Source organism: Aureimonas sp. AU4, from assembly GCF_001463765.1.
GTDB lineage: Bacteria > Pseudomonadota > Alphaproteobacteria > Rhizobiales > Rhizobiaceae > Aureimonas.
The window spans coordinates 47,041-64,239 of the sequence record NZ_BBWK01000017.1; the positions used below are offsets into that span (position 1 = coordinate 47,041).

Consider the following 17,199-nt stretch of genomic DNA (forward strand, 5'->3'; position numbering starts at 1 on the left):
CCTGGCGCGTCGCATCCGCTTCCGACCGCATCGGCTCGGGAGCGGACCGCCGGCCTCCGGCCTGCGGTCGTCGCGGCCGCCGTCAGATGGCGAGCGGGGGCGTGCGCCCGTCGTCCTCGAGCTCCCATTCGGCCTGCCATGCGCCCGCGCGCCGCTCGAGCACCAGGAAGTTGCGCTGGCCCGTGTAGGGCGCGCTGCGTCCCGGCAGCGGGCGCACGCGCATCGGCCGGCTCTTCAGCGGAGAGTGACCGAGCCGGGACAAAAGGCCGAGACCGGCCGAGAAGAGGCGCGGCGGGCGGGGATGGGTGATGCCGGACGCGACCAGCTGGTGCAGCGTCGCGCCGTTCCGGAGCCGCATCGTGCCGCGCGTGGCGAGGTGGATCTCGCCCGACAGAACGGTCACCGGCGCGCCGTCCTCCTCGTTCTCGCGCGCCAGCCGCAGGAGGAAGCGCCGCCACTCGTCGCGGTGCGCCCGGCTCTGCCACTGGTCGCGCAGGTCGTCCTCGTACTTGTTGACACCGGGATAGAAGTCGAGAAGCGCCTCCACCAGCGACAGGCGCGGCCCGATCGCCGGCACGCTGGAGACGACGATGCGCCGATCCCCCTTGGGCAGGCGCTCCAGCGACCGCTCGAAGGCGCGCCAGCCCGCCTCCCCCATGACGCGATCGGGCAGGCGTTCGGAGCGCAGGTCGGGTGCCACGACGCCGAAGCCCGGAAAACCCGCGCCCTGCGACAGGCTCGTCCCGCTCGGGTCGAGGCAGGTATCGGGCAGCCGGCCGGGCTCGCCCCCCAGCTGGAACAGGACGAACATCTCGCGCGCCGCCTCGAACAGGCCGAGCGCCACGGGGCTCGCCTGGAGCGAAGCGGGATGGCTGCCCCAGCCGTCGAAGATGTCGTGGTCGTCCCAGATCATGATCGAGGGCACGCGGGCCAGAAGCTCGCGGGCGGCGGGCTGGAGCAGGAGCGCGAGATAGCGCCGGAAGAAGTAGCGCCGCACCGCCTCGCGCATCTCGGCGGTCCAGCGGACGCCCGGGCGCTCCTCGTTTGGCAACTCGTTCCAGCGCCGCGTCTCGGGATGGCTGTCCACCGCCTCGTCGGCATAGAGCTGGTCGCCGCCATGGAGGAGGAGCGCGAAGGGACGGCGGCGATGCTCGTCGAGGAGCCGGCGCCACAGGACGTCGCGGTCCTCGTGCTCGCGGTCCTCGTCGCCGTTCTCCTGCCCGTTGCAGGACACGAAGGCAATGGCGAGGTCGCCCGTCAGGTCGCTCGCGACGGCGTAGCGCGTCCCGTCCATCGCGTAGCTCATGCCCTCGGCCTGCGCCGGCAGCTCGAAGTCGAGTCCCCAGACGGCGCGCCCGAAGAGCGTGGCGCGGCGCTCCATGGCGCGCGCCTCGAAGCCCTCGGCCTCGAGGCGGGGCGCGGGCGCCGTGTCGGGCGTCACCGCGACGGCGGAGAGGCGAAGCGTCCGCGCGTCGGCGCCGCGCGCAAAGAGGATGGGGCCCGCCGTTTCCGGCAGGCGTTGGGTGTCGTCGCTCACGTGAAATTCGCCGCCCTCAGCTCCTGGATTGCCCCCGGCGCTGCATGTCGGGCGCGCGCGCCGTCCTGCAAGACCCGGGCGCGACAGGTCGCGGGCGCGCGGGCCTCAGGCGTCGATCGCCTGCGCGCCCCGCTCGCTCGCCGTGCGCATCTGCGGGCGGTGCGTCGCGCCGGTCGCGGCATCCAGACACTGGACGTCGGCGGGCGAGAAGAAGACCGTCACCGTCTCGCCGCGCTGCGGCGGGGGCGCGGCGGGATCGTTGAACGTGTCGATCAGGAGCTCGCCCGAACCGAAGCGGGCGCGCACCCGCACCACCGAGCCGAGGAAGGCGACGTCGCTGATCGTGCCCTTCAGGGCGTTGGAGCGCTCGCGCGAGGGATGCAGCGACAGGGACTCGGGCCGCAGCGCCAGCGTCACGCGGTCGCCGGGCTTGCCGCCGGGCACCTCGGCCTCGATCTCCTGGCCGGCCACGATCGCGCGGTCGCCGAAGGCCACCTCGCCGTCGAGCAGGCTGAGCGTGCCCACGAACGAGGCGACGAAGCGGGTGCGGGGCCGGTTGTAGATCTCGAAGGGCGTGCCGACCTGCTCGGCGCGGCCCTCGCTCATGACCACGATGCGGTCCGACATGGAGAGCGCCTCCTCCTGGTCGTGGGTCACGAAGATCGTGGTGATGCCCAGGGACCGCTGGAGCTCGCGGATCTCCTCGCGGAGCGACACGCGGATCTTGGCGTCGAGCGCCGAGAGCGGCTCGTCGAGCAGCAGCACGCGCGGGCGCGGCGCGATGGCACGTGCGAGCGCCACGCGCTGCTGCTGGCCGCCAGAGAGCTGGTAGGGATAGCGGTCGGCCACGTGCGGCAGGCCGATCAGGCGCAACATCTCCTCGACGCGCGCCGCCCGCTCCTCGCGGCCCATGCCGGCGATGCGCAGGCCGAAGGCGACGTTGTCGGCCACCGTCATGTTGGGAAACAGGGCGTAGGCCTGGAACACCATGCCGATGCGCCGCTCGTTGGGCGGCAGACGCGTCACGTCCTGCCCGTCGATGCGAACGAGCCCGGCGCTGGGCGTCTCGAAGCCCGCCACGATGCGCAGCATCGTGGTCTTGCCGCAGCCCGACGGCCCGAGAAAGGACACGAACTCGCCCCGCTCCACCGAGAGCGAGAAGTGGTGGACCACCGTGGTCGCGCCGAAGCTCTTCTGGACGTCCTCGATCTCGAGAAAGCTCATCGCCCACGCCTTCCAATTTTGAGCAGCGCGCGCGGACGCCCCGGCGCGCCGCCGCCGGCCAGCTGCAGCAGGATCATGCAGCCCCAGGTCACCGCGAACGCGATGATGGCGAGGGCCGCGGGTTCATAGGCGCGGTTGGCGCCGACATTCTGGAGGTAGGGACCGAAGGCCGGGCGGTTCAGGAGGCTCGCCAGGACGAACTCGCCGATCACGATGGCGAACGTCAGGAAGGCGCCCGACAGGACCGCGGCCCTGACGTTCGGCAGGATCACGCGCAGGAGCACGACGTGGCGCTTGGCGCCGAGGCTCTCGGCGGCCTCGGTCAGCGTGCGGATGTCGATCGCCTGGAGGCCCGTGTCGACCGCGCGGTACATGTAGGGAAGCGACAGGACGGTGTAGCCGAACACGATCAGGACGTTGGTGCCCCAGAGCGTGGAAGTGAAGGGCAGCCAGGACGAGGAGTTGTAGAGGCGCAGGTAGCCGAACACGAGCACGATCGGCGGGATCACGAGCGGCAGGAGCGTGATGAACTCCACCAGCGGCCGGAGCCTCGGCAGGCGCAGGCGCACCCAGTAGGCGGTGGGCACGACGATCAGCGCGCCGAGCACGATCGTGGCGAGCGCGCAGACCGTGGAGAACAGGAAGGTCTCCTGGAAGCGCTGGTCGGCGAAGACCACGCGGTAGCTCTGGAAGCTCCAGGTGCCGCGCACCATGCCGAGCGAGAACTGGAACGTCGCCCAGAGCGGCAGGAGGAAGTAGAGGGCGCCGAGGAGCACGATGGCTCCCGCGCCGATCCGTCGGGCGGTCATCGCAGCCACCTCTCCGAGCGCGATCGAAGGACGATGTAGAGGATGTTGGAAAGGCCGGTGATGGCGATCATGCCGACCGCCAGCGCGTAGCCGAGGTTCGGGTTGTAGAGGACGTCGCCCCGGATCTGCGCGTAGAGGAGGATCGGCACGATGTTGAGCGAGGAGCCGGTCAGCGCATAGGCGGTTGCGATCGCGCCGAAGCTGTTGGCGAAGAGAAGCAGGAAGCAGCCCATCAGGCTCGGAAAAAGCACGGGCAGCGCCACCATGCGCCAGTACTGCCAGCGCGTGGCGCCGAGGATCGAGGCGGCCTCGCGCCATTCGCGCTTCAGGCCGTCCAGCGCCGGCGTGATGATGAGGACCATCAGCGGGATCTGGAAGTAGAGATAGGTGATCGTCAGGCCCCAGAAGCTCAGGAGGTTGAAGCCGAGCCGGTAGAGGTTGAGGCCGAAGGCGTCGTTGAGGAACCAGGTGACGAGGCCGATGCGCCCGAGCGTCGCGATGAAGGCGAAGGCGAGCGGGATGCCGGCGAAGTTCGAGGCGACGCCCGAGAAGGTCACGACGCCCGAGCGGATGACGCGCGGCAGGCCTCCGTGGACGATGGCATAGGCGAGCGCGAAGCCGATCAGGGCGCCGAGCGCGGCCGAGGCGAGGCTGACGCGGATCGAGATCGAGAAGGCCGCCATGATCTGCGGCTGGAACAGGGCGCCGATATTGGCGAGCGTCCATTCCCCGGCCGGGTTCTGGAAGGCGCCAAGAACGAGATAGAGCGTCGGCCCGATCAGGAAGAGAAGGGCGAACAGGAAGAAGGGCACGACGCCGAGCAGCGCCAGGGAACCCGCACCGGCGGTCGCGCGGAAGCGGGGCCGGCCCGTCGTGGCCCGTCCGGTTGCGGGAACGCCGTCCGTGATCGCCGTCATGAGGGTCTCATGTCATCCTTGCCGCGCGGGCTCGAAGACCCCCCGCGCCGGCCGGACCGGCGCGGGGGGCGATGGGTCGATCGTTACTGGACCTTGGCGCCCACGACCTCGTCCCACTTGGTCGTGACGTCGGCCTTCACGGCGTTCTGCACCTCGACCGAGGGGAACTTGGCGGTCTCGTAGGCCGCCGCGGGCGGCAGGCGGTCGAGCAGGTCCTTCGGGATCTTGCCGGCCTTGGCCATCTCGTTGAAGCGGATCGGGTGGCAGTAGCCCTTGAGGTAGGTCAGCTGGCCCTCGTCGGAGTAGAGATACTCCATCCAGAGCTTCGCGGCGTTCGGGTGCGGCGCGTAGGCGCTGATCGCCTGCACGTAGACGCCGGCCACCACGCCCGTCTTAGGCACCACCACCTCGACCGCCGGGTTGCCGGCCAGCGTGTCGCGCGAGGACAGGGCGTTGTAGTCCCAGCGGATCATGATCGGCGTCGTGCCCTGCGCGAGCGAGGCGGGCTTGCCGATCACGGGCACGAAGTTGCCGGCGGAGTTGAGCTGCTTGAAGAAGTCGAGGCCGGCGGCCGCCACCTCGGCGGGCGAGCCGTTCGGCGCCTTGGAGAGGCCGGCGGCGTAGACGGCCTGAATGGCCTGTGCCGAGGCGCGCGGGTCGCCGGCGAGCGCGACCGAGTTGGCGTAGTCGGACTTCAGGAGGTCCGCCCAGTCCTGCGGCGGGTTCGACACGAGGTCCTTGTTCACCTCGAAGGTGAGGACGCCGTAGTAGTCGCCGTACCAGTAGCCGTCGGCGTCCTTGGCCTCGGCGGGGATCTCGCTCCAGGTCGCGACCTTGTAGGGCTGGATCAGCTTGTCGGTCTTGGCCTGCGGGCCGAAGGACAGGCCGACGTCGATCACGTCGGGGGCCTGCGGGCCGGTATTGCCCTGGTTGGCCTTGATGGCCTCGATCTCGTCGGCCGAGCCGGCGTCGGGGTTCAGCTCGTTGACGGCGAGGCCGTACTTGGCCTTGAAGCTCGAGATCATCTCGCCGTAGTTGCACCAGTCGTGCGGGAGCGCGATCGTGGTGAGCGAGCCTTCCTTCTTGGCGGCGGCCACCAGCTCGTCCATGCCCTGCGCGAGCGCGGCCGGAGCCGTGGAGCCGAGCGCCACGCCCGCCAGTGCCGCGAGACAGACGCCGCGCTTGAACAATTCCTTCATCCGACCGCTCCAGCCTGGCCGCCTGATCGCGGCCTTGTTGTTCGAGGCGGGCCTTGTCGCCCGCCGGGGCCCCGTATCACCGACGCGTGACACTTGCGTGTCGCCTCGCGCGCCGTCCTATCGGGCGCGATGGGTCGATGCCCGCCGTGACGAGACGGCGTTGCGGCATGTGAGAGCCTTTGCGAAGGACGGGCAAGCAAAAAAGCGCAACATGGGACTGGTAGAGGCCGCTTCGCACACCAAACGGACTTTCGGAGACCCATGCAGCTCGCCCCCTTCGCCGCGCCCGGCCGCTTCCTGCGCGGCAACCTGCACACCCACTCGACCCTTTCCGACGGCGCCGAATCGCCCGAGCGGGTCGCCGCGATCTACCGGGAGGCGGGCTACGACTTCCTGTGCCTTTCGGACCACTTCATCGAGCGCTACGGCTTTCCGGTCGCCGACACGACAGGGCTTCGCACGGACGGCTTCACGACGATCTTCGGCGCCGAATTGCACGCGCCGGAGAACTCGCAGGGCGAGGTCTGGCATATCCTCGCCTGCGGGCTGCCGCTCGACTTCGCGCGCCTCGGCCAGGGCGAGGACGGCGTCGCGCTCGCCCGGCGCGCCCGCGAGGCGGGGGCCTTCGTCGCGATCGCCCACCCGCAATGGTCCTCGCTGACCGTCGGGGACGGCCGCGCGCTCCTGGGCGTGGCCCACGCGGTGGAAATCTTCAACACGGGCTGCGCGCTGGAGACCGCGCGCCCCGACGGGACCTACCTCCTCGACGCGCTCAGCAACGAGGGCGCGCTCCTTCACGCCATCGCCTGCGACGACGCGCACCTGCGCGTGCCCGACGCCGGCCAGGCCTGGGTCATGGTGAAGGCGGAGGCGAACGCGCCGGAGGCCATCCTCGCCGCGCTCAAGGGCGGCCGCTTCTACGCCAGCTGCGGCCCGGTGATGCACGATGCGCGGATCGAGGGCGACGAGATCGTCGTCGAGACCTCGAGCGTGCGCAACATCGCGGTGGTCGGGCGCGGCTCGCGCGCGGCCAACCGGTTCGGCGACGCGCTCACGCAGGCGCGCCTGCCGCTCGGGCGCTTCCGGGGCGACTGGTTCCGGGTGGTCGCGACCGACGAGCGCGGGCGCTCGGCCTGGACGGGACCCGTGAGCCTTCCGGCGGCCTGATCCGCCCGGACGAAAAAGGGGCGGGCCCCCCCTCAAGGCCCCGCCCCTTTCCCGGTTTCAGGCTCGCCGCACCGTCAGGGGCGCGTCGTCGTGTCCTGCGCCGCCTTGCGGTTGTCGGAGCGGCTCTTCAGGAGACTCAGCACCGTCGTCACCACGAGGATGCCGACGATCACCGAGAGCGAGAAGCTCGTCTCGATATGCGGCAGACCCTCGATCGGCTGGCCGCCGTTCAGGAAGGGCAGCGTGTTGGCCTCCATCGCGTGGATGATGAGCTTCACGCCGATGAAGGCGAGGATCAGGGACAGGCCGATGCCGAGATAGACGAGGCGGTCGAGCAGGCCGCCCAGCAGGAAGTAGAGCTGCAGGAGGCCGAGCAGCGCGAAGGCGTTCGCCGTGAAGACGATATACGGGGCATCCGTGAGCCCGTAGATCGCCGGGATCGAGTCCAGCGCGAACAGGAGGTCGGTCATGCCGAGCGCCAGGATCACGATGAACATGGGCGTGAAGTAGCGCTTGCCGTTCTCGATCACCGTCAGCGCGTTGCCGCGGAAATCGTCGACGGTCGGCAGGTGGCGCTGGAAGTACTTCACGATCGAGTTGGGCTCGTACTCCTCGTCGGTCGACTTGGCGCCGTGCTTCAGGCTCTCGGCCGCCAGCTTCCAGGCCGTCCAGAGCAGGAAGAGGCCGAAGAGGTAGAAGACCCAGGAGAAGCGCTCGATCGCGGCCGCGCCCAGCGCGATGAAGATGCCGCGCATCACCAGTGCGATCACGATGCCGATCAAAAGCGCCTTCTGCTGGTAGGCGCGCGGCACGCTGAAGCTCTTCATGATGATCACGAAAACGAAGAGGTTGTCGACCGAGAGCGACTTCTCGGTGATGAAGCCGGCGAAGTACTCGACGCCGTGCTCGGCGTCCCACCAGTAGTAGACGCCCGCGCCGAAGATCAGCGCCAGCGCGACGTAGAAGGTCGACCAGAGCGCCGACTCCTTGAAGGTCGGCTCGTGCGGCTTGCGCACGTGGGTCACGAAGTCGAACACGAAGAGGGCCGCGATCGCCGCGATCGTCATCAGCCAGACGGAGGTGGGCACGACGTCCGGCGAGATCCCCGTGATCGCCGTCTGTGCCGCCGCTTCGGAAACCGGTTGTTCCAAACTCGCATCCTCCTTGGGGGACGGAATCAACCCTCGTCCCGAACCCTGTGACCCGGCCGAACCGGCCTCGCATGCGCCGGTGCCCCACCGGACGCGCAAGCGCCGCGGGAGCTCTAGAGCCGCGCGGCGCGCCGCTTAGATGTGGTGTGGTTCGGCGGGCGCAACATCGCGGCCGAAGTTTTCCCGCGCCCTGCAGTTGAAAAACATCAGAAGCAAGCCTTACGGCCCCGGCTATTCTGCCGGAAAACCTCGGCCGGGCGGCGCTCGACTTGCGGCCGGGCGCCGTAGTCTCACGAAATCGTCAGGAAGACTTGACCGGGCTCGGCCGATCCAGCGCGTCGCGCAACGCGCCGATCGTTCCGGCGTAGCCCGCCTCGCCGCCGCCCTGGAAGACGGCGGAGCCCGCCACGAACGTGTCGGCGCCCGCTTGCGCGAGCGTTCCGATCGTCGCCGGCGAGACCCCCCCGTCGACCTGGAGGCGGATCGGCCGCCGGCCGATCAGGGCGCGCACGCGCCGCACCTTCTCGATCGTGGCGGGCACGAGGCTCTGGCCGCCGAAGCCTGGATTGACGGTCATGACCAGCACGAGGTCGATGCGGTCGAGGACGTAGGCCAGGGCCTCCTCGCCGGTCGCCGGGTTGAGCGCGACGCCCGCTCCGGCGCCCAGCTCGCGGATGAGCTGGAGCGTGCGGTCGAGATGGGTGCAGGCCTCGGCGTGGACCGTGACGCCGTTGCAGCCCGCCGCCACGAAGTCGGCGACGTAGCGCTCGGGCTCGACGATCATGAGATGGGCGTCGAAGCGCTTCGCGCTCGCCGGGCGCAGCGCCTTCACGACGGGCGGCCCGAAGGTGATGTTGGGCACGAAGCGCCCGTCCATGACGTCGAGATGGATCCAGTCGGCGCCGGCCCTGTCGACCGCCGCGACCTCCTCGCCGAGGCGCGAGAAGTCCGCCGACAGGATCGAGGGCGCGATCAGGTGCTCGCTCGCCATGGCTCAGAACCCGCCGACCGGCCGGTGGCCGTAGAGGGACGAGGTCTCGGCGCGGCTCGCCGGGTCGGCCACCGCGCGGCCGAACTCCACGACCTCCTCGCGCGAGCCGAAGACCACCGGGGTTCGCTGGTGGAGATGGGTCGGGACGATGTCGAGGATGGGCTGGAGCCCATCGCTCGCCGCGCCCCCGGCCTGCTCGGCGCAGAAGCCCACGGGGTTGGCCTCGTAGACGAGGCGGATGCGCCCCTCGGCGTAGCCCGGCCGCCGGTCGCCGGGATAGATGTAGATGCCGCCGCGCAGGAAGATGCGGTAGGCGTCGGCCACCATCGAGGCCACCCAGCGCATGTTGAAGTCGCGCCCGCGCGGCCCCTGTGCCCCCTCCTCGCACGCCGCGACGTAGGACAGGACCGGCTCGTCCCAGTGGCGCCGGTTGGACGCGTTGATCGAGAACTCCTTGGCCCGCTCGGGGATCGTCATGCGGGCCGCGTGAACGAACGTGTTGGAGGCCGGGTCCCAGCCGAAGGCGTGCGTGCCCTCGCCCACGGTCAGGACGAGGAGGAGGCGCGGCCCGTAGACGAAATAGCCCGCCGCCAGCTGGTCGCGGCCGGGCTGCCGGAAGACCGTGGCGCTGTCGGCGCGGTGCTCGGCCCGGACCGGTAGGACCGAGAAGATCGTGCCGATCGAGACGTTTGTCTCGATGTTGGAGGAGCCGTCGAGCGGGTCGATGGCGAGCGCGAGGCCGGCATCGGCGTCGAGCGCCACGGCGTCGTCCTGCTCCTCGGAACCGTAGAAGGCGACCGGCGCACGGCGCGCGGCCTCCGAGAAGAGGCGGTCGGCCTCGCGGTCCAGCACCTTCTGCACGTCGCCGCCGCCGTTGGTGACCGCCGCCCCGCCGGAGCCTTCCCGGTCGGCGGCGCCGGATGCGATGGCGTGGTGGAGCTCGATCGCCGCCTCGGCCAGGGATTCGACGAGCCTCGCGACGTCGCGCCGGACCGGGTCCGTGCCCGCCTGGGTCTTCAGGTAGTCGCTCAAGGTCATGGCGCTCAGCTCCCTCGTCGCACGCGGACAGGAAGCGGGATCGCCCAAGCGCGCGGGGAACGCAAGGTCAGGGTGTCAGAAGCGGCGCGCGGCGCAACGCGGCAAGGTCGCGCGAGCCGGTGCAGAAGCAGGAGATGCGGATCTCGTGCGCGACCTGTGCGAAGTGGCGCGCCGCCGCCTCGCCCGACACCTCCGCCGCCCGAAGGCTCGCCCCGGCCTGGCCGACGAGGTCGGCGCCGAGCCGGATTGCGCGCGCGGCGTCGAGGCCATGACGCACCCCGCCCGAACCGATCACCACCACGTCGGGGCAATGGCGGCGCACGTCCGCGATGGCCTGCGGCGTCGGGATGCCCCAGTCGGCAAACAGCAGGGCGCTCGCACGGCCCAGGGGATCGCCGATGCGCTCGGCCTCGATCGCGGCCCAGCTCGTGCCGCCCGCGCCCGCGACGTCGACCGCGGCGACGCCGGCGTCCACGAGGCGGCGCGCCACGGCGCCCGAGATGCCCGCCCCGACCTCCTTGGCGACGATCGGAACGTCGAGGACCGCCGCCAGCCGCTCGATCGCGGGGAGGACGCCGCTCCAGCGCCGGTCGCCGCCCGGCTGCACCGCCTCCTGGAGCGGGTTGAGGTGGACGATCAGCGCGTCGGCCCCGATCATCTCGACCGCGCGCCGCGCTTCCCGCTCGCCCCAGCCGGCGACAAGCTGGCCGGCGCCGATATTGCCGAGAAGCGGCACGCCCGGCGCGGCGTCGCGCAAGGTCCGGTCGAGCCCGCCCTCGCCGCGTCCCTCGACCGCGATGCGCTGCGAGCCGACGGCGAGCGCGATGCCGCACGCCTCGGCCGCCTCGGCCAGATGCCGGTTGATTCGCGCCGCGCGGGCGGTTCCCCCGGTCATGGAGCTGATCAGAAGCGGCGCCCGCAGCCGGTAACCGAGAAATGAAGCGGACAGGTCGATCCCGTCGAAGTCGATCTCGGGCAGCGCGCAATGCTCGAAGCGGACCGCGTCGAAGCCGCTCCGCGCGGGGGCGCCGGCCCCTTGCGCGGCCAGGACGAGGTCGAGGTGCTGGTCCTTCCGGTCGCGGATGTCGGCGGGCGGCTGCATGCGGGTAACGAAGCTCTCCTCGGGCGTCTGGCCCTGTTTGGACCGCATCCTCGCGGTTGGAAACCTTCTATGTCGTTTCGTCGCATCGGATCGGGGATGGAAACGGGCGGGACTTCCAGCGGCGGATGTCCGTGCTAGAAATTACCACCGGACGCGCGCGACCGGGACCCGGACGCCGTCCAAGGATATGACGCCAGCATGACGACAGCCCATCCCGAACGCCTCGAACTCCGCCGCCGCGTGGACCTGCGTTTGGACGAGTTGATGCCCCCGGCCCTGCCGGGACAGGCCAAGCTGGACCAGGCGATGCGCGAAAGCGTTCTCGCCCCCGGCAAGCGGCTGAGGCCGATCCTGACGCTGCTGGTGGCCGAGGAGCTGGGCGGTCTGTCGGAGCCCGCGCTCGACGCGGGCTGCGCGGTGGAGATGGTTCACGCCGCCTCGCTGATCCTCGACGACCTGCCCTGCATGGACGACGCGGAGCTGCGGCGCGGCCAGCCGACGACGCACCGGGCGCACGGCGAGGACGTGGCCGTTCTTGCCGCGATCGCGGTTCTCTCGGCCGCCTACGGAACGCTGGCGCGCCTGCGCGCCCTGTCGCCCGCCGCCAAGGGCGAGTGCGTGGCGATCCTGGCGGACGCGGTGGGCGCGCACGGGCTCGTCGCCGGCCAGTTCCTCGACCTGCACGGCGGCCGGTCGGCGCGCCCCTTGAGCGACATCGCGGAAGGCAACGGCCTGAAGACCGGCGCGCTCTTTGCCGCCGCCGCCGAGATCGGCGCGGTGGTCGCGGGCGCGGACGCGGCGGTGCGCGCCGAGCTGCGGGCCTTTGCGAGCGAGATCGGCCTTGCCTTCCAGCTCCTCGACGACCTTCTCGACGGCGAGGCCCATGCCGGGCTCACCGGCAAGGACGTCGGCAAGGACGCGGGCAAGTCGACCATCGTGGCGCTGATCGGCCCCGCGCAGGTGGAGCGCCGCATCGACCGTCATATCGACGCCGCGCACGAGCGGCTGACCGCCGCCTTCGGCAAGCGCTCGCGGCTTCACGCGCTGGTGGACGACATCTTCGGGCGCTCGTCGCGTCTCGCGCCCGGCCTGCCGAGCGCCGTCGAGCCGATCGCGCTCGGTTAGGCTAGGCGACCGCTAGACCGCGGGCCTTCGCCAGAGCGCGGGATCGCGCGGCTCCTCGCCATAGGCGCGGAAGCGCACCGCGCCCCAGCCGCCCGCCAGGATCGCCGCCGCCTTTTCGCCCTTGGATGTCGAGATGCGCCGTCCATGCGCGCCCTCGCCCGCCTGGACGAGCTTCAGCCCGATCCGGCGGTAGACGCGCTCGGCCGTGCCGATCGCCCAGGCCGAGCGTCGCGGCAGCCGGTCGATGCCCTGGCGCGCCGAGGCGTAATAGGGCTCGGCCGCCTCCACGAGGCGCCGACGCAGCCGCGCGACCACGCCGGCATGGGCGGGGTCTGCGAGATCGTCCGGCGCGACCCCCTCCTCGCGCAGCCAGGCGAGCGGCAGATAGACGCGCCCCTCGCCCGCATCCTCCACGACGTCGCGCGCGATGTTGGTGAGCTGGAAGGCGAGGCCGAGGTCGCAGGCGCGGTCGAGCACGGCCTCGTCGCGAACGCCCATGACGCGGCCCATCAGCACGCCGACGACGCCCGCCACGTGCCAGCAGTAGAGAAGAAGGTCGTCCAGCGTCTCGTAGCGGCGCCCGCCCGCGTCGAGCTCGAAGCCTTTCAGATGCTCGTGCAGGAGCGCGGGCGGCAACGCGTGGCGCCGCACCACCTCGCTGAGCGCCGCGAAGCTCGGATGCAGCCCCTCGGTGTCGCCGCCCAGCTCGCGGTCCGTGTCGCGCCTGAGGCCCGCCACCCGCTCCCCGATCGGGGCGTCGGGCCGTGCGCCGGTGAGATGGCCGCCCTCCTGTCCGTCCGCCACGTCGTCGCAGTGGCGGCACCAGGCATAAAGGCGCACGACGTCGCCGCGCGTCGCCCCGTCGAAGAGGCGCGCGGCGGCGGCGAAGCTCTTGGAGCCGGCCGCGATGGAGCGCTCGGCAAAGGCGCCGGTCTCCTGCGATGCCGTGTCCTGCGAAGCCGCTCGGCTCAAGCCGCCTCGCCGAGGATCAGGCCGGCAGTCGCCTTGGCCGAGCCGACGACGCCCGGCACGCCCGCGCCGGGATGCGTGCCCGCGCCCACGAAGAAGAGGTTCTCGATCTGCCGGTCGCGGTTGTGCGTGCGGAACCACGCGGACTGGGTCAACACGGGGTCGAGCGAGAAGGCCGAGCCGTGGTGGCTGTTCAGCTCGCTCTGGAAGTCGTCGGGCGTGAAGATGCGGCTGGTCACGAGGTCGCGCCGGAGGTTCGGCATGTAGCGCTGCTCGAGATAGTCGAAGATCCGGTCGCGGTAGCGCGGCCCCTCGACGCTCCAGTCGAGCGGCGCGTTGCCGAGGTGCGGCACCGGCGACAGGACGTAGAACGAGCCGGCGCCCTCGGGAGCGAGGCTCGGATCGGTCGCGCAGGGGCTGTGAAGGTAGAGCGAGAAGTCGCCCGCCAGGGTTTTGGCCTTGAATATCTCGTCGATCAGCGCCCGGTAGCGCTGGCCGAACAGCACCGTGTGGTGCTGGAGCTGCGGCTGCGCCTTCGACAGGCCGAAATAGATCACGAAGAGCGACATGGAGAAGCGCTTGCGCTTGAGGCGACGCGCCTCCTCGGTGCCGCGCGACACGTGGCCGAGCAGCTTGTCGTAGGTGTGGACGACGTCAGCGTTGGAGGCGACGAGGTCGCCCGCGAAGCGCCGGCCGTCCTTCGCGACGACCGCCGACGCCCGCCCGTCCTCCATCTCGATCCTGGCGGCCTCGGCGTTCAGCTCGATCCGGCCACCGATGTCCTCGAAGAGCTTCACCATGCCGCGCACCAGCGCACCCGTGCCGCCCTTCGGGAACCACACGCCCCATTCGCGCTCCAGCGCGTGGATCAGGGCGTAGATCGAGGAGGTGGCGAACGGGTTGCCGCCCACCAGCAGCGAGTGGAACGAGAAGGCCTGGCGAAGCTGCTCGTCCTCGATGAACTCGGCGACCTTGGCATAGACCGAACGCCAGGCCTGAAGCTTGGCGAGCTGGGGCCCGGCGCGCATCATGTCGCGGAAGTGAAGGAAGGGCACGGTGCCGAGCTTGAGGTAGCCCTCCTCGAACACGGCGCACGAATAGGCGAGGAAGCGCCGGTAGCCCTCGACGTCCTTGGGGTTCTTCAGCGCGATCTGCCGGTCGAGCTCGCCCTGGTCGTTGGCGTAGTCGAACGTGTAGCCGTCCTCCCAGCACAGCCGGTAGAAGGGCGAGACCGGCAGGAGGGTGACGTAGTCCTCCATGCGCCGGCCGGCCGCCGCCCAGAGCTCATGGAGCGCGCTCGGATCGGTGATCACGGTCGGCCCCGCGTCGAACACGAAGCCCTGATCCTCGTAGACATAGGCCCGGCCGCCGGGCTTGTCGCGCTTCTCGAGGAGCGTGGTCGCGATGCCCGCGGCCTGGAGCCGGATCGCGAGGCTGAGGCCTCCGAAGCCCGATCCGATCACGACGGCGCTGCGGGCATTCGGCTTCATGCGGATTCCTTCTGGTGGGTCGGTGCGGTGGATCGGCCGCGCTGCGAAAGCACGCGCAGCGCCGAGCGCACCGAGACGGGGGGACGCCCGGCAAAGATGCGGATCTTGTCGCCGAAATCCAGCCGTGCGGCATAGAAGCGCGCGACCAGCGGATCGGGCAGCCGGTAGAAATGCTCCAGCACCCGGTAGCGCTCCTCGGACGGCCCGGCGAGGAACAGGAGGCGGTTCAGCGTGCGGAAGAAGGCGCGGTCGTTCCAGATGTTGCGGGCGTGGCTCGCCAGAAGCCGCGACAGGGCCGGCGAGGAGAGATCGGGCGCGCCCGCGACGAGGTCGGCCACATGGACCGCGTCGGGCAGCGAGTAGCCGGTGGTCGGATGGAACAGCGCGCGCGCGAGGCCCACCGTCGGCACGCCCCTCGCCTCCTCCACGAGCGCGTCGATGTCGCCGCCGAGCGCGATCGGCAGGATGCCATGCTCCTCGCGAAGGAGGCGCCCCTCGCCCCAGCCCGCCGCCTGCGCATAGGCCCGCAGCGCTCCGCGCAGGCGCTCGGTCTCCAGCGCCTCGCCGTCGGCATAGTAGGTATCTTCCACCAGGAGGCGGGTGGGTGAAAACGGCAGGACGTAGACGAAGCGGTAGCCGTCGCTCTGGGGAACAGTGGCGTCCATCACGACGGGACGCGCGATGCCGTGCGGGCGCTCGAACTCCCATTCCTGACCGAGGAACTTCTGGAAGCCGAGGTCGAGATGGGCCGAACGACGCTGGCCGCGCCCGTCGATCACGGCCCTTGCGCGAAGCACCGTCTGGTCGGCGAGGGTGACGCTGGTCTCGTTCAGCTCGACGACGGGGGTGCCGAGGCGAAGCGACGGACCCATGACGCGGCCGAGAACGTCGCGGAAGCGCTCGGAGGTCGCGGAGTTGTAACCGGTCGAGACGGTTCGCCGGCGACGCGGGAAGCGCACGTCGTAGTCCGTCCAGCGGTGCTCGACGAACGGATCGAGCCAGCCGTGCTCGGCGGCCGAAAGGTCGCCGTCGTGGAAGCTCCAGGTGTGGTTGCCGCCGAGCCGCTCCGCCCCTTCCAGGAGAAGCACCCGCAGGTCCGGCCGGCGCTGCGCGAGGCGATAGGCGATCAGCCCGTTGGCCAGGCCCCCGCCCGCCAGGATCAGGTCGTACTCGCTCATGCCCGCACCTCCTCCAGTCGGCGCGCCGGAGCGCCCACCAGCCCTTCCGCGATCGCGGCCGCCCGCGCGCAGCCGCCGCCCGACCGGATGTCGGCACCGATGCGCCGCGCCGCAAGGGCGAAGCCGGGATCGGCCAGAAGGCGGGCGAGAGCGGTTTCGACGCGCGATATCGTCAGGCCCCGATGCGGAAGGGCCAAGCCCGCGCCGCGATAGGCGAGACGGGCGGCCACCCCCGGCTGGTCGAAGCCGAAGGGGATGGCGAGACAGGGCACGCCCATCTCCAGCGCGTCCATCGCCGTGTTGAGCCCGCCATGGGTGACGCACACGTCGGCCTCGCGCAGGATGGCGCGCTGGGGCAGGAAGTCGGTGACGAGATCGGCATCGAGCGAGGCGGCCTCGGCCGCCGTCAGAAGGCCGCAATGGGCGATGGCGAGGCGGGTGCCGAGGCGCCGGCAGGCCGCCGCGATGCGCCGGAAGAGCCCGAGGCGGTGTCCCTGCAGCGTGCCGAAGGAGGCGAAGACGAGCGGTCGCCCGTTCTCGCGACGAAGCGGCGCCGCCTCCTCGACCTCGAGGCCGCGAAACGGGCCGACCGCGAAGATCCGCCCCCCTTCGCGCGGGAAGTCGAAGCTCGCGACCGTCTGGCTGATGGTTCCCAGCGGCGAGAAGCAGTCCTCGAGCGTCGCGATGCCCGCAAGATCGAAGGCATCCGCCCAGCGCCGGACGGCACGGTTCTGCGCGCCCATCGCGATGCCGGCCACGAGCGCCCCGCCGCGATTGCGCTTCAACCCTTGCGGGGACGGATCGAAAGGCCAGCCGAGATAGGGCGGCGGGATGGCGGGATCGGGATCGGCCGGCAGCGCCGAGGCGACCGAGACGAAGGGCAGCTCGAGGTGGCGCGCCAGAAGCCCGCCGGCCGGCTCCATCTGGTCGGCGAGGATCGCCTCGGCGCCGAGATCGCGAAGAAGGGGCGGCGCGAGGCGGCAGAGCGCATCGGTGCGGCGCGCCGCCTCGCGGACGGTGGAGAGCACTCCCCGGCGGCCGGCCAGCGCGTGACGCCGGGCCTCGCCCGCCTCGCCCGCGATCTCGAAGGCTGGGACCTGCACCGAGCGCGACAGCGCGGCGCCGCCATGGTTCAGGACGAGCGTGGCCTCGTGGCCGCGTGCCGCCAGCGCCTCGCCCAACGCCTCGAAGGCGCGAACGTGGCTCCAGAACGGAGGACAGACGAGGGCAAAGCGGGTCATGCGGGCCGGGGGGAAGCGACGGGGCCGCCGGTCCGGGGACGAGGGGCGGAGGAATCGAGGA

General features: G+C 71.1%; 15 protein-coding genes. 2 read left to right on the forward strand and 13 right to left on the reverse strand.

The window, feature by feature from the left end; translation table 11 throughout:
- Positions 1–82 precede the first annotated feature (82 nt).
- The 5 genes from AUL35_RS06440 to AUL35_RS06460 form a co-directional block, all read right to left on the reverse strand.
- On the reverse strand, positions 83–1,537 hold the full coding sequence (locus tag AUL35_RS06440; protein ID WP_202814260.1) for an alkaline phosphatase D family protein: 1,455 nt from the start codon (positions 1,535–1,537) through the stop codon (positions 83–85).
- Positions 1,538–1,642: 105 nt separating this feature from the next.
- On the reverse strand, positions 1,643–2,761 hold the full coding sequence (locus tag AUL35_RS06445) for an ABC transporter ATP-binding protein (protein ID WP_062013211.1): 1,119 nt from the start codon (positions 2,759–2,761) through the stop codon (positions 1,643–1,645).
- Entirely contained in the window at positions 2,758–3,570 is an 813-nt protein-coding gene (locus tag AUL35_RS06450) for an ABC transporter permease (RefSeq protein WP_062013213.1), read from the reverse strand. The genes AUL35_RS06445 and AUL35_RS06450 overlap by 4 nt, the downstream gene beginning before the upstream one ends.
- Positions 3,567–4,487, reverse strand: a complete 921-nt coding sequence (locus AUL35_RS06455) for an ABC transporter permease subunit (RefSeq protein ID WP_082666152.1) — start codon at positions 4,485–4,487, stop codon at positions 3,567–3,569. The genes AUL35_RS06450 and AUL35_RS06455 overlap by 4 nt, the downstream gene beginning before the upstream one ends.
- An 83-nt stretch (positions 4,488–4,570) precedes the next feature.
- Entirely contained in the window at positions 4,571–5,686 is a 1,116-nt protein-coding gene (locus tag AUL35_RS06460) for an ABC transporter substrate-binding protein (protein WP_062013215.1), read from the reverse strand.
- 261 nt (positions 5,687–5,947) lie between these two features.
- On the opposite strand from AUL35_RS06460, the gene AUL35_RS06465 reads away from it, so the two are divergent.
- Positions 5,948–6,853 carry a PHP domain-containing protein gene (locus AUL35_RS06465; protein ID WP_062013217.1) on the forward strand — a complete coding sequence of 302 codons (906 nt, stop codon included), beginning with the start codon at positions 5,948–5,950 and terminating at the stop codon, positions 6,851–6,853.
- A gap of 74 nt (positions 6,854–6,927) precedes the next feature.
- Here AUL35_RS06465 and AUL35_RS06470 read toward each other — a convergent pair whose 3' ends face one another.
- The 4 genes from AUL35_RS06470 to fni all read right to left on the reverse strand — a co-directional run bounded on the left by AUL35_RS06470 (position 6,928) and on the right by fni (position 11,135).
- On the reverse strand, positions 6,928–8,004 hold the full coding sequence (locus AUL35_RS06470) for a TerC family protein (RefSeq protein WP_244493681.1): 1,077 nt from the start codon (positions 8,002–8,004) through the stop codon (positions 6,928–6,930).
- A gap of 301 nt (positions 8,005–8,305) precedes the next feature.
- A complete protein-coding gene (gene rpe / locus AUL35_RS06475; protein WP_062013219.1) occupies positions 8,306–8,995 on the reverse strand; it encodes a ribulose-phosphate 3-epimerase in 690 nt (229 codons plus the stop codon).
- A 3-nt stretch (positions 8,996–8,998) separates the two neighbouring features.
- Positions 8,999–10,042 carry a class 1 fructose-bisphosphatase gene (locus AUL35_RS06480; protein ID WP_062013353.1) on the reverse strand — a complete coding sequence of 348 codons (1,044 nt, stop codon included), beginning with the start codon at positions 10,040–10,042 and terminating at the stop codon, positions 8,999–9,001.
- A 58-nt stretch (positions 10,043–10,100) separates the two neighbouring features.
- Entirely contained in the window at positions 10,101–11,135 is a 1,035-nt protein-coding gene (gene fni, locus AUL35_RS06485; protein ID WP_062013355.1) for a type 2 isopentenyl-diphosphate Delta-isomerase, read from the reverse strand.
- 198 nt (positions 11,136–11,333) lie between these two features.
- Between fni and AUL35_RS06490 the strand changes: the two genes are divergently transcribed.
- The gene (locus AUL35_RS06490) at positions 11,334–12,260 is read left to right on the forward strand and encodes a polyprenyl synthetase family protein (RefSeq protein WP_082666153.1); all 927 of its coding nucleotides are present in this window, start codon (positions 11,334–11,336) and stop codon (positions 12,258–12,260) included.
- 12 nt (positions 12,261–12,272) lie between these two features.
- On the opposite strand, the gene AUL35_RS06495 is transcribed toward AUL35_RS06490, so the two are convergent.
- Genes AUL35_RS06495 through AUL35_RS06510 form a run of 4 tightly spaced genes read right to left on the reverse strand, consistent with a single transcriptional unit; the run spans position 12,273 to position 17,138 of the window.
- Positions 12,273–13,232: a phytoene/squalene synthase family protein gene (locus tag AUL35_RS06495; RefSeq protein ID WP_062013222.1), complete on the reverse strand. Its 960-nt coding sequence runs from the start codon at positions 13,230–13,232 to the stop codon at positions 12,273–12,275.
- Positions 13,229–14,719 (reverse strand): phytoene desaturase, encoded by a 1,491-nt coding sequence (locus tag AUL35_RS06500; RefSeq protein ID WP_062013224.1) that lies wholly within the window; start codon positions 14,717–14,719, stop codon positions 13,229–13,231. The genes AUL35_RS06495 and AUL35_RS06500 overlap by 4 nt, the downstream gene beginning before the upstream one ends.
- A complete protein-coding gene (crtY, locus tag AUL35_RS06505) occupies positions 14,716–15,897 on the reverse strand; it encodes a lycopene beta-cyclase CrtY (RefSeq protein ID WP_062013226.1) in 1,182 nt (393 codons plus the stop codon). The genes AUL35_RS06500 and crtY overlap by 4 nt, the downstream gene beginning before the upstream one ends.
- Positions 15,894–17,138 carry a glycosyltransferase gene (locus AUL35_RS06510; RefSeq protein WP_062013228.1) on the reverse strand — a complete coding sequence of 415 codons (1,245 nt, stop codon included), beginning with the start codon at positions 17,136–17,138 and terminating at the stop codon, positions 15,894–15,896. Before AUL35_RS06510 ends, crtY begins: the two co-directional genes overlap by 4 nt.
- Between the last annotated feature and the right edge of the window lie 61 nt (positions 17,139–17,199).